At 34.9% G+C, this 13,689-nt stretch carries 12 protein-coding genes; all 12 read right to left on the bottom strand.

Translation table 11 applies throughout. The features are described from left to right. Window positions 1-497 precede the first annotated feature (497 nt). The 12 genes from ACLTD4_RS07425 to ACLTD4_RS07480 all read right to left on the bottom strand — a co-directional run bounded on the left by ACLTD4_RS07425 (window position 498) and on the right by ACLTD4_RS07480 (window position 13,662). On the bottom strand, window positions 498-2,750 hold the full coding sequence (locus tag ACLTD4_RS07425; protein WP_117621063.1) for an N-acetylmuramoyl-L-alanine amidase family protein: 2,253 nt from the start codon (window positions 2,748-2,750) through the stop codon (window positions 498-500). Window positions 2,751-2,819: 69 nt separating this feature from the next. Next, window positions 2,820-3,815, bottom strand: coding sequence for an acyltransferase family protein (locus tag ACLTD4_RS07430; protein WP_117621064.1), 996 nt, complete (start codon window positions 3,813-3,815; stop codon window positions 2,820-2,822). A 53-nt stretch (window positions 3,816-3,868) separates the two neighbouring features. Continuing rightward, complete coding sequence (locus ACLTD4_RS07435; RefSeq protein ID WP_117621065.1) at window positions 3,869-4,300, bottom strand: adenylyltransferase/cytidyltransferase family protein; 432 nt, start codon at window positions 4,298-4,300, stop codon at window positions 3,869-3,871. A 16-nt stretch (window positions 4,301-4,316) separates the two neighbouring features. Further along, complete coding sequence (locus ACLTD4_RS07440; RefSeq protein WP_117621066.1) at window positions 4,317-5,330, bottom strand: glycosyltransferase family 2 protein; 1,014 nt, start codon at window positions 5,328-5,330, stop codon at window positions 4,317-4,319. Next, window positions 5,327-6,490 carry a CDP-glycerol glycerophosphotransferase family protein gene (locus tag ACLTD4_RS07445; protein WP_117621067.1) on the bottom strand — a complete coding sequence of 388 codons (1,164 nt, stop codon included), beginning with the start codon at window positions 6,488-6,490 and terminating at the stop codon, window positions 5,327-5,329. Before ACLTD4_RS07445 ends, ACLTD4_RS07440 begins: the two co-directional genes overlap by 4 nt. Further along, the gene (locus ACLTD4_RS07450; protein WP_117621068.1) at window positions 6,487-8,013 is read right to left on the bottom strand and encodes a lipopolysaccharide biosynthesis protein; all 1,527 of its coding nucleotides are present in this window, start codon (window positions 8,011-8,013) and stop codon (window positions 6,487-6,489) included. Before ACLTD4_RS07450 ends, ACLTD4_RS07445 begins: the two co-directional genes overlap by 4 nt. Before the next feature lie 11 nt (window positions 8,014-8,024). Next, the gene (locus ACLTD4_RS07455; protein WP_117621069.1) at window positions 8,025-8,651 is read right to left on the bottom strand and encodes a DUF1919 domain-containing protein; all 627 of its coding nucleotides are present in this window, start codon (window positions 8,649-8,651) and stop codon (window positions 8,025-8,027) included. A 22-nt stretch (window positions 8,652-8,673) separates the two neighbouring features. Next, on the bottom strand, window positions 8,674-9,645 hold the full coding sequence (locus tag ACLTD4_RS07460) for a glycosyltransferase family 2 protein (RefSeq protein WP_117621070.1): 972 nt from the start codon (window positions 9,643-9,645) through the stop codon (window positions 8,674-8,676). 4 nt (window positions 9,646-9,649) lie between these two features. Beyond that, complete coding sequence (locus ACLTD4_RS07465; RefSeq protein ID WP_117621071.1) at window positions 9,650-10,648, bottom strand: glycosyltransferase family 2 protein; 999 nt, start codon at window positions 10,646-10,648, stop codon at window positions 9,650-9,652. Window positions 10,649-10,652: 4 nt separating this feature from the next. Next, window positions 10,653-11,651: a glycosyltransferase gene (locus tag ACLTD4_RS07470; RefSeq protein WP_117621072.1), complete on the bottom strand. Its 999-nt coding sequence runs from the start codon at window positions 11,649-11,651 to the stop codon at window positions 10,653-10,655. Further along, the gene (locus ACLTD4_RS07475) at window positions 11,648-12,763 is read right to left on the bottom strand and encodes an O-antigen ligase family protein (protein WP_117621073.1); all 1,116 of its coding nucleotides are present in this window, start codon (window positions 12,761-12,763) and stop codon (window positions 11,648-11,650) included. Before ACLTD4_RS07475 ends, ACLTD4_RS07470 begins: the two co-directional genes overlap by 4 nt. A gap of 29 nt (window positions 12,764-12,792) precedes the next feature. After that, complete coding sequence (locus ACLTD4_RS07480) at window positions 12,793-13,662, bottom strand: glycosyltransferase family A protein (RefSeq protein WP_117621074.1); 870 nt, start codon at window positions 13,660-13,662, stop codon at window positions 12,793-12,795. Window positions 13,663-13,689 lie beyond the last annotated feature (27 nt).

Here is a 13,689-nt window from a genome sequence, read left to right on the forward strand (position 1 = left end):
TGCCCTCCTTATTACACATATATCAGTCCCACACTCGCAAACGGCCTTACCCGCTTATTAGCTTTCTTTCATCTCCCAAATTTTTATTTTTGATGTCTCCAGTATAGAACTGTACGTAGCTAAGTATCTTCCTAAAACAAATGTCCTTATCCACAGGTTAAGGCTTATTAAAAAGGCAGTCTCAATTTCACCCCCTATAAAATTGGTCAGCTAAACATTGTCCAACATATTATTTTTTATTGATAATCACTTAAAACTCTATCCTTTGGAATTAGTCTGACTCGCCAAATAATGACAAATCCATGGATAATTCTGCTTTTGACACTATTGATACCTATGGCGTCCTCAAAGATCCTTTTTTAGATATAGAACATTTTGGTCACTATCAATAAAAGAGCAAATTGACTGTGATAAGTGAGTTGTCCTTAAGTCCATATGGTAAAAGTGTTGGGTAATGACTGTAAAGTACCTGTACTTATAATTTTTCTTAACTTCTCTCAATCAGGTGCCATGGCTGTGGGTTCCGGTAGCGAAGTCTGAGCAATGTAGTCAGAACCATACTGCATGATTACGCCAGAAGTATTAGTTACCCACAGCGCTCCATCTCCATCTTTAACCTTGGCCTTTTTCACTACCTTCCCTGAAGAATTAATCAGGCGGACTCCTATTCCTGGGACCTCAAATGCTTCGTATTCCGCCGCCGTATCTGCCCTCTGAAGTTTTCCTTTATAATAAAAATAACCATCTCTGACTCCAGTTATCCCCTTTCCTTCGCCATCGAAACGGTAAACAGACTTTCTGCTATCTGCCCCATCTATAATAGTACACCTTCCTGTAACTCCAGCGCACCTCTTCGCAGACTCTCCAAAATAATAGAACTCATTTCCGATCTCCAACAACCCCCATGCCACATTGCCGTATCCGTCGAATGCATAGCGCTTTCCCTGAATCTTTTTAATCATATACTTACCGGGAAGGCCACAGGCCGGTTCACCACATGCTGTAAAATAATAGCGTCCCCGGTCTGAACCACCGTCTATCGTTCCTGGGCTATCCAACTCCATCCAGATGTTTTCCAACCTCTGCCCCTGTCTAAGCGATGAAGTTTCTTTCGAATCTGTAATGTAATATCGATATCCCTTTATAGCAGGACTCGTAGATTTTATCGGTATCCATCCCATCTGCATAATGCCTTTTGTATCGAAACAATACGTTTTACCTTCAATCGTCAATTCTCGGTATGTTCCAGAGGTACAGTACTTTTTCTTTCCGTTTTGCGGATCAAAGTAAAAATATGCGTAATCACCATACTCACCGATATAACCGGACACAATCTCATTGTCATCTGACCAACCGTCTGGGATCTCTAGCCACTGCCAGCCATATCGCCGGGCTCCATCTTCTCCGCAGTAAAAAATATTATTAGTATCTCCATCTGCAAGCCACCCAGTAGACATTTCACCAGCCTTATTAAAATGATACTCTTTACCGTCTATGGTATACCATCTATTAACACAAATCTTCCCATTATCTCCTGCATAAAACCAGTTTGAATTATCTGTGCCATCTTCATTGGTTTCTTCAATATGAAACCAACAATTCTCATATAATTCTCCCGTATCACTTAAGTACCGTTTTGAACCATTTTTACTTATCACCCACTGATTCTTATACATAACTCCATTTGTTCCAAAATAATATTGTTTTCCTGTAATTTCATAATATCCGTCCGTTCTCACAGATCCGTTCTCATCCGCATAATACCAATTTTCTGTCATGGCACCCGTTGCTGTATTTTTTATAGCAACTTTAAACCAACCGGTCAGCAAAATTCCAGCCGAATTAAAATAGTATCTCTTTTTATCCTCAGCTACATACCAACGATTCCGATACGACAGACCATTATTATCGAAATAGTACCAGTTTCGCTCGATCTCATGCCAGCCCCATCGTTTGATTAATCCGCTGCCTGGTTCTGCATAATACCAGTTAGAGTATGCCTGTCCCTTACTATTCACCCCAGATATAGTAAACCAACCATTCTCCTGTTTAATACCATTGTCATCTACATAATATCGTTCTCCCTCAATATCAACCCAACTTTTTCTTGGCGAATTACCGTTTGCATCAAAATAGTATATTCCCCCTTCCACATCGTACCAGCCATTCATCAGAAGTGTTCCATCCGGCTTTGCATAATACCAATATGTATAAGAGGCTCCCTTAGAACTAGTATTTGTTATTGTAAACCAAGTATTTTGGTAAAGCCCACTATCCCAGTCAACATAGTGTCGACTTTCGCCCAGTTTAAAAATTTCATTTAATGGACAATTCCCACCCGAATAAAAATAATATTGTTTTCCATTTATGTCATACCAGCCATTTCTATATATTTTTCCATCGGCATCAGCATAGTACCAGTTCGTTTTTACTTCGATATCCGGACTAGTTGGCACACTGTCGATTCCAAACCACTCATTCTCACAGCGTGTTCCGTCTTCCTTTATATAATAGCGGTTACCTTCATAAGTAACCCAATCTTTTCTTACAATCAGCCCATTTTTTCCTACGAACCGCAAGCTTCCGTCTGGCCAAGCTACCCATTGATTTATGACTTTCCTTTCATCCTGCATGTAATACCATTGCCCCTCCCCATCCTGTTGCCAACCCTCCAATGCATAGCTGGTAAACGTATAGAACATAATGAATAAGAAAATCATAAACCATTTTCCAATCCTGTATCGTTTCATCCTTACCTCCTTTATACCTAATATTGAATTAATTACAATGTTTTACCGCTTTAGAGATATTCCCAGTTTTTATTTTCCAAACATAAATCTAAACCTGGTTTTTGTAAAAACGGGAACGAATAAGCACATTATGAGTATGGAACATATAAAAATAAGCAAACTTTCAATTGCATAACTATAATTTTCCAAAGGAAAAAACTTTCCTTTAATAACCTTCATTACCATCTTTAAAACCAGGTGATTTATACAAAGATATATTATGGAATTATATCCTATAAAAAGAAATGTCCTCTTTACAAAGTTCAATTTCCTATCTATAAGTACCGCAATCCTATAAAAAATCCATGTATAAATCGTTGCGTTAAAGTAGGATAGCGGTATGTATCCCCAGATACCCGCTCGTATATTCAATGTGTTATTTTTCAAAATAAGGACTCCATCTATTATGATAAATACTGTAACAAGCATAAAAGCTGTCAAATCTCTTTCTGGTAATTCCAACACTTTTTTGTGTTCCTTCACACAATGCCCAATAAAATAAAATCCTATTGCTGATAGCGCCGAATCTAACGCCAGCGGCAGTCGAAATGGAATATAGTTAGTCCAACTGCAGCCCAACAGCGTCAGTAAGATAAGCACAAATACCTTCTTGTTATTACTATATATTGTTTTATCAATCAGTGCATAAAACAAAGAAGTCCACAACATTGCGGGTAAAAACCACAACGCAGACTCAACGGGCAGATCATAGGTGCCTTTAAAAAAAACTGCTACGATTGATTTCCAAAAAGAAATAAAAAAGTGGGGGGTAAGGATTGCTGCAATTACACTGTATACACATCCCCAAAGCAAATATGGAGACATCAATACCTTCACTTTCTTTAATGAATAGTTTTTTAAACAGGCCGGTCTTCTGTACAAATAACCTGAAATTATAAAAAATAACGGCATATGGAATGCATAAATAAACCGATTTAATGTATTACTCAAGTGCAAATGTCCTAAAACCATAAGCACAATTCCCAGACCTTTTAATATATCAATAAACTCAATGCGCCGCTCCATATTATTACACACCTCTACAGTCACTATAGCATTTCAGTCCTGGTTATTTACAGCTACTCATCCAGAACCTTTTTAATTACCGCAGTCAGCTTTGTACTAGAAATTCCATCTGTATGTGGAAGATATATAATATCTACTCCCAAAGGTTTTAATTGATCTTCATACCGCTTCCACTGAGAAGTTCCTTGCCAGTCAGAACCCACAAACATTTTATCGAAACAATAGTTTTTCCATGCTCTCAATTTATCTTTATCAAATTGGGGGACAACTTCATCTACATATTTCAACGCTGCTACTATCTCAACCCTTTCTTCATAGGGAATAACCGGTATCTTCCCCTTCTCTTTCTGTACCAACTCATCTGTACTCACTCCAACAATTAAGTAATCACAAAGTTCTTTTGCACGAGCTATAATATTTAAATGTCCAATATGGAACATATCATAAACTCCCGTCGTATAACCAATAATTTTTTTTTCTTCCATAGTTTTTCTCCTTAATTCAACGCTTAGGAATATGATGCTGTATATATTTTTTAGCTGTAAGCTTTAAAATAAATATTCTTGGTAATTTATAATTCAATTCTAGATTCTTTACCATATCTGAAGTTAGATCACCGTAATACTCTCCTCCCCGTAAAATCCGTGTATTCTTTCTTATTTGACTTAATGCCATTAGACTTTTTTCTTTTTGACACTCAAATAATGGGATGCAACCGTATAATAAAGCCGCTCCACATAAGATAGCAGCTTTATATAAAATGATATCTTTATATTCTAAGTAAAACTTTTCTCTAGCTATCTGAATAAGGAAATCGGCCACTTTAACTTTATCCAGCTGGGCTTCTATTCTATGGACTGTTGAGCAGTCATTTTGAAAATAATGGTAGAATGTATAATCAATCTTTACAGTTTTTTTTGAAGCAAGTGTTGCCAGCGTATGAAATGCGGAATCTTCATACAGCATTTTTTCCGGAAAACGAATTGGTTTACCCGCATTTGAATTTAGAAACTCTTTACGATATAATTTACACCAAAAGTATCCCGGTTGACGCAGAAGCTTTTCTCGTTTTAATTTAGTCATATTACCAAGTTCATCTTTCGCATTACAATACACATCAACTAATTCGCATCTTCCATCTGTATAAACTAAGTCGTAATTTCCACATACAATATCCGCCAATGTATTTTCTGCCTCATAATATAACTTTTCACAAGACTGCTTTTCTATCCAATCATCACTATCTACAAAAAGAACGTACTCTCCATTTGCTATGTCCAATCCGGCATTACGAGCAGTACCCTGTTTCTGGTTTTCTTTCTGAAATAATATCTTAATCTTTTCTGGGTATTTCAGCGCAAATTTTTTCATTAATGCTTGGCTGCTATCCGTAGAACAGTCATCAATTAATATTATTTCCACCTCATCGAGCGTTTGTGACAAACAGGAATGAATACATCTTTCCAGAAACTTTTCTGCATTAAATACCGGAATAATAATGCTTACTTTTTTCATATTTTCTCCCCCACTACATTTATCTTTCGCATAAATTCACAAATTTGCGCTGCTGCTGTCCCTCTTTCATAGCTCCCAATCTTCTTCATAAACTGAAATATTGCTGCTCTATATCTCTCTAAATCGAAATCTTTTACCGTGTTACACAATTGCTTCATATTTTGGGCAATAGGAAAAGGAAGAGTTTCTATATCAAAATATAATCCCCGCTCATTCGCAAGATATTGTTGCAAATCAGGTACATAAAGAACACAAGGTTTCTGCGCAATGGCCATATCAAACATGCAAGAAGAATAATCAGTAATCAGCAAATCAGCGGCTGCAATCAACTCCTGCATATCAGAATAATGGGTCATTGATATACAACTGTTATTATTTACTTCCTCATCGATATTCGGATGAAGTCGGCATCCAATTGCCCATTTTTCGTTATTATACTCCTGCAACACATCTGCAAGCTGAGTGAACTCCATACCGTATGTATTAGCCTTTTTATTATTGCGAAAAGTCGGTGCATACAGAGCCAATTTATAATCGTATGGTATTTGGTAATACTGAAATACCTTGTTTCTTATTCTCTTTGACTGATTTAACAAGATATCACACCTCGGTGTTCCGCTCTTTAAAATCTCTCCATGAAACCAGAATGATCTTCTAAATATATTTGTACTGAAATCGCATCCGGAAATAAGTAAATCAATTTTTGCAGAATCAATTCTTGCAGCTTTTATATATGATTCCGGTAATGTTTCAACAGCATCCCCTTCTATTTTCTTTAATCTGAGAGAACTATGCCATGTCTGAATATAAACCTGTTCTAAACGTTTATAAAAATAATGCGCTTCTCCCATTCGTGCATTACAGATAATAAATCGTGCAGTAGAGATTTCGTATAAGTAGTCCATTGAAAAGTAGCGAACAATACGAATTTCTTCTGGTATGTCCCTCGGTAAAGCTACTGTTGAATCAAAAACCCATACAATATCAAACTCTCCGGGATAATTGTTTAATAAATAAAGTGCAATGTATTTAGGATTACAGCCAAAATGCTTAAAGTCATCCGCCCACATCAATACCTTATTTTTCTGAACTGGATGACGCTGAAACTTCCATATGTATATTTTATGTCTTAATTTTTTTACTTTAGATATTAAACTCATATTTTTCCCCTCATAATTGACGACAAATTTTTTCCTACAATCCACAAGTATTTAAATTCATCCGATCTTCTATAAAGCAAAAAAATAATAACATTTGACACGACAAAGGCAATCACTGCTTTTAAAAATACTAATGCAATATTACTATCAGGAATGAATTGTGTAAGAATCGTACATGTGATACCAAGAAAAAGAAATATGAAAGCTTTCCATATATAATCCACATAATATTTTACTGGTGATACATGCAGTCCTCTCTTAAACACCATGTAAGGATCAAACCAAACATTTGTGGAAAGCCTCGCAACTGCAGTTCCCCACAATACTCCAGCCACGCCCCATAACTTCGCAAAAATAATAGATGCAACTATATTAATTACAGCCGAAAAAATTGGCCTCATCTTTCCTTCTACAAATATGCCTAATGTCTGGCGAAAATTAAAAGGAGCATAAAGCATTCCTCCTATATACATATTCACTGCAATAATAAGAGAAACCGATGTCGGCAAAATATAATCGTCACCAATCCAAATGTGGACAAATGGGGTCATACATATAAATAAACATATAGAGCAGACAGCATAAAGCCAGAATGTCACAAGATTAATTACATAAAACAAAAAAACCTTCTTGTCCTTATCATCTCCTGCATTTAGATTACCGATGCTTGCTGTTAAATTGCTGAAAACAGTTGACAAAAGACTGCTTACTGAGGTTTGTAGGAGAAGATAGTTGGAATATATGCCAACAGCAACAACTCCAACAAACGAAGAAATAATAATGTTATCTGTAGAATTCAATGCAAGAGAGCCAATTTTATATATAATTAAAGCTCCAATATTATCTTTGATTTTTCTTCTCTCTCCATATTCAAGGGGCTTAACATCCTTTCTTTTTAAAAATGGAAATAACTTATCGGCACAATGATACACAATTATATTCTGCACAATACCAAATCCTATTTGAACTCCCAAGTATACCAAATAATTCCGAAAAAAATTAAGGCATACAATCTGAATCACCGCCAATAAAATATTGCTAAAATAAGAAATCAGATTTATTATGTAATTTTTCTGGCATGCTGAAACAAATGCCCCTTTATAAGAAAACAAATAAGAAAAGGCTGAGTTTGCTACATACATAATATAGATTAATCTGATGTTAGGAATAGATTCCATATCATTTATTATGTAAGGAAGAAGAGGTAACATTATAAGGCCAAGTATTAGCACAACAAAAAACAAAATTCTATATACCCTTGAATAGAGCTGCATTAAAGAGCATATTTTATCTTCATCATTTTCTGCAATAGGCTTATACAGACTAAATATTATTGCTTGTCCAACTCCCAACTCAGCAAAAGACAGTACCGTCAAAATATTGCTGAACAAACCGTTTATTCCCAGATATGTTGATCCTAATACATGGATAAAAATTGTTCTTGTAATGAATCCAGTAACTGTCAACAACAACTGTCCAAAAAGCCCTGTAATGATATTATTAAGTGAGTTTTTAATTCTCAAGTCATTTCCCCCTATTTTTCCAACATAGTATTTAACAGTTGGTCTATATTACAGTACTTTTCTAACATGCTGATTTCATCCCCCTTATACTCATGCAATTCCTTTACTACAATACAGCCCGGAATATCATCATAGGAAAATGCAATACCGTCTTTGGGATGGTCCATCAGGAAATCTTCAATATCCTTTTTACTAAACCCTTCCCGCTCTGATATCTTATACAAAATTTTATTTTTATTAACTCTTCCAGCCCTTCGATACCATTTTTCTTCGGCCTCTTTTTCTGATCTATAATGCATAAAGTAAATCTCTATATCTCCTAATCGGGCAACTGGATATTCCCATCCGTCTTCGATTAGATCATAATATTTTGCATCTCGCAAAGATATAAACTCCAATTTTTTTTGTAAATACTCATCTAAATTTCTACAAAACTTAACATAATCAGGACCAAATATCAGCAGACCAATGGTTGGCGTCAGATATTTAAGCCCATACCTCTGATAAACAAATCCTGCCCAACAATTATTTGAAATAATCGTAAAATCACTAGATCTAATTTTTCTTTTATTTATTATGCATTTATGGTAATTTCTTAACTTAATTACTGCATTTTGAATCTTACATATTAACATCATGCCCAACTACTTTCTATATTCATTATATTTTTCCAAATATCTTTCTTATGTAATAAAAACAATCCATTGTACTCAAAGTTACCCTGCACAATAAAAACAATAGTTTTTCTTTATACGTCCCTCCTCTTGAAATGGTTTGACGAAGCATTTCCATACGTTTTTTCAGATAAATACATTCTTCTTTATATCTCTCATTCTTCGCATCACAATACATGTACAGCAATATATAAAATTCTTTTCTATAAGTTTTATTCAATAGTTCTTCATACCCAAGATCCCTGAAACACTTATTGCGATGATCAAACGCCTGAAATATATCTAATCTTTCAGGTAGAAACCCAGATTTAATAATGCTCCCTGATCTTATAACATAATGATAGAGTACTTGCTCTGAATAAACACAAGATTTACATTTTTCTAAAATATCTGATATCATATATTCATCTTCATAAATAATTCCTTCTTTAAATCGCAAGTCAGAGAATAATTTTCTATCATACATTTTTGTACATGCAGAAACAGCAATTCCCCCTAACTCATAAACTTTCATAAACATGTTGTACCGATCCGTACAGTATTCAGGGATTCCTTCCCAAGTTACAGTTTTCCCATTGTCACCATAATTTTCATCATAAAAGAATTGAATTAACTCTGGCCCTTTATCATATTGGTTGTACAATTTTATTAAATACTCTGCCATTATTGGTTCAACAAAATCGTCTCCATCAACAAACAGAATAAAATCTCCTTTTGCAGCCTCCAATCCCACATTTCTTGCAGAAGATAATCCACCATTTTCCTTGTGAATCACCTTTATTCTTTTTTCCTGATTAGCCCATTGATCACATAGACTCCCTGTACCATCCTCAGATCCATCATCCACGAGAATAACTTCTATATTCTTATATGTCTGGCTGATTATACTTTGAATGCATTTATTAATATATTTTTCTATATTATAAACTGGTACAATAAATGTAATTTTTCCCTCCATGATCTTACCTACCTACCAACTTTTTAACCTGTTCTTTCATCCATCTCAGTATCCGTTCTTTTTTCCCAATAAAAAAAGAATTCTTCATAATGCTTTTTGCTTCTTCAACCGTTAGATTTTCCTGGTTTATGCACCGCCAAAGGCAGTCTTGTATGATTTTATAAAAGCATTGGGAGTTATAATATTGTACTTTTTCATTCGCATCATAAGCTTTCCTGAAAAACACTTCTAAATGATTTATATCAGCAAGTGTAAGGGTTGGAAAATTGGTACAGCATTTTAAATACGCATTAAATTCGTTATCATTATATACAAACCCCAAATGTAATAATTCACGTTTTTTTAACTGATACATACGTTTTTCATTCTCAAAATCATAATTCTGTGTGATTTGCTTTTCATGTATGCGATAGTCCAACAATGGCTCTGGACAATTATTTATCTCATACTTTTCTGCAATTCTGCACCACAAATCATAATCTTCAACCTTTTCAAAATGACTATCATACAAAAAATCGTTATCTAACAATACTTTTCTTCGTATTAAGACTGTAGGATGCGCAACCGCACAAGAAAAAAACATATTCGCCTTAATCCAGTCACTCCCTGTTGGTAGTCTTGCATTTCCCTGGAAACCACCTATGAAGGAAACATCAGTTCCACACACAGCTACTTCCGGATGGCTTTCCAGATATGATACCTGTTTTTCAAATCTATCATTATGGGCAATATCATCTGCATCCATTCTGGCTATATACATTCCTGAAGCGATACTAAACCCTTTATTTAGCGTATACACAATCCCAGAATTTTTTTCATTTTTTTGATATAAAATACGGCTGTCCTTATAGGATAAAATAATTTCTTCCGTTTTATCTGTAGAACCATCATTTATAATAATAAATTCGAAATCATAAAATGTCTGTCTCAGAATACTGTTTATCGCTTCTTCCAAAAATGATTCGGCATTATAGACCGGCATAACAACACTGATTATTGGCATACTGTCATCTTCCCCATTTCCAATTTAAGAACTGAGCACACGCACACAGCAACGCAACATGTCTATTTAAAATCCATCTGCCACGAATTCCACCACTCTCACTTTTCTTAATTGCTTCACGCAGCTTTGTATCACTGCAAATTCTTTTTACCGCCTGATATCGCTTTATTGGTGAAAAAGTTGATGTTTTATAATAATAATTGTTAATTGATGCCAATGCTCCTCCTATAAACTGACTTAAATAAGCAGTATGAAATTCCTCACCATCTCCCCAAATTTGTTTTAATGCATTCTCTAAACAAATTGTTGCTGCTCTCACACACTCATAATAATCCGAATGAAATTTATGGACTACACTTTCGTCATGCATAAATCTAATATAAAATGCTTCTTTTAAATAATAAATTTTATTGGCATATCCCATCGTATATATATTAAAAATTCTATCCTCTGAAAATCGAATTCCCGCTGGAAACATGATATTTTTTGACTCTAGCATATTTCTGCTATATATACACCGCCACGTAGCCCCCGCTAATTCAAGCAAAAGCTCTGGTGATATATTATTTTTTGTCAAACATACACTATTTGGAAGTTGACGGATTGTGTCTAGTTCCCTCTCTCCACTGGAATACACAGTAAGCGCATCACATATCACCATATCTGCCTGTTTTTCACAGGCCCTACTAAGTAGTTGCTGGTACATGGAAGGAAGTATCCAATCATCTGCATCAACAAATCCAATATATTTTCCGCTGGAAGCTGCTATTCCAGAATTTCTTGCCACACTGACACCGCTGTTTTCTTGATGAATCACCTTAATACGCTTATCATTTCCAGCCAATGAATCACAAATAGCCCCTGTATCGTCAGTAGAGCCATCATCTACAAGAATTAATTCAAACTTTTTTTCAGTTTGATTAAGAATTGATTGTATACATTTCAATATGTGTCTTTCGCCGTTATATATTGGTACAATTATGCTGACTAATATCTCACTCAAGAATCCACCCTCTTTTCATTAAGGTATTTTATTCTTCCAATTAAAATTCCTAACATCATATATGGCATTAAATTAGGGTTTAATGCCAGCAAACCAAGTTCTACAGATTGTTGAATATATATCAGAAGAAAAGCAACCATACTCCCTATAACAATAGAGTCCTGTTTATAATTCATTCCTTGTATCAGGATTGCTTTCAGGCTATGAATCCACAAACAAAAACCGATCACGCCAAAAGCAGTCAAACAGGTAATTGCCGAATTATGCCAGTAACCTCCGTTAAGATTGCCTGTTCCGGTTATCATATGTTGTGATAGAGATTGAAATCCATACTGCCAAATATGATCCCGTCCATTAAAAAACGGCTTCTGAAAATACTCTAAACTCCACAGATTCAATTGGTAAGCAATTGCCGTTGGCGAAACCAGAACTACGATAATGGAAATACTTAAAGGAACCAACAGCCAAAATATAATATTCCGCTCTCCTGTAAGCATAACTTCAGGAATTATCGACAATGCAAACAAGATACCAACAGTTGCAAAAAGAATACAGGATCGCGAATCTGTTGGATAAATAAGAAAAGAATACCCTGTAGCCACTGCAGTAAGAAAAATTTTATCTCTAGTTTTATCCGTTTTAAAATAAGGGATTAAGAATACTAGAAAGCTGTTAAATCCAAGCATACCTATTGTATTGGAATTCCAGCCTGCTAATATATTTCCATAATTATAGACCACAAGTACAAATCCACCCAAGAAACCGAAACACAGACTTGTTAACCGCATCGTTTTTTCTTCTACCGACACTTTGCCTATCAAAAAAATCAACAAATATGCCCAAAGGTAATTTAAACTTGACATTCCATACCCATGAAAAAAAACAACAGTAACAAAAAACAATGCAAATAAACCAAACGTATAAAAATATCTCCTTTTTATCCGGAATTTCCCCACTTTCTTATAACGGACAAGCATGACTGCTATCACCATACCATAAACTATCCATCTGGCAATTTCAGTGGTATGGTATGTGGCCCCTAAGCCGGTATTATTGAACAGATTGAAAAACCAAATAATAGCCATAAGACTTGTGTATAAGATTGAATTCATGGTAACCTTTCTACTAACTCATATGTTTTCTAAAATTCTCGATATATTTTGTAATAAATCCAAAATAAACCGCCTAACGGAATTGCAAGCATTTTCATGTAACGATGCCTGCCTATGTATACAATTTTTTTATTTCCAGAGAACAAACGGAAGCAATAAAATTTTCCTGCATAAATAAGCTGGTCTTTTATTTTTGGCTGCATATCAATTCTCTGCATAAAATACTGGCAATATCCACTAGGGTTATCTTTCATCATTTGATTGAGGTTACTGGTATATCCATCTATCTGATATTCACATATTGTCAATACTTTTGAAAGTAGTCTCATTCTGCATACTTCTGCAATTTTGTCATAAACTACGCATTCTGTAACAAATTTTTCATTTTCAAATACTGGAAATGGATATTTACGGGCAATAAAAGTCGGATATATCAATGAAAATTCCCCTTTGCATTGATACACTAAACTAAGTTCACTTGTCGATGCATATGAAATATTTAGCGGAAAATTTTGACTAAGTCGTTCTCCATCTTTCATGGCTTTATATGCTATAATTCCTTCATCAGGTCTACACGCTGTTAAACATATAGCCACATTTTCCATTGCATCTGGCGCCAAATAATCATCAGAATCCAGACACATAAAATACTCTCCCTTTGCTAATAAAAGGGCAGTATTGTAGGCGGTATGTTTCCCTCCATTTCCTTTTTTTTTATAACGTACAGAGAACTTTTTATTTTTCAAAAACACTGCGACTACATTTTCTGTCTCATCTGTTGAGCCATCATCTATAATTAACCATTCAAAATTAAAAATGCGCTGTGAAAGGAGGCTTTGATATACTCGCATTAATTTATTTGCACGGTTGTAGGTTGGTGTAAAAACTGTTATTTTCAACTTTTCAGTATACCCCCCTGGATATTA

The sequence above is a fragment of the Hungatella sp. genome, assembly GCF_046966825.1.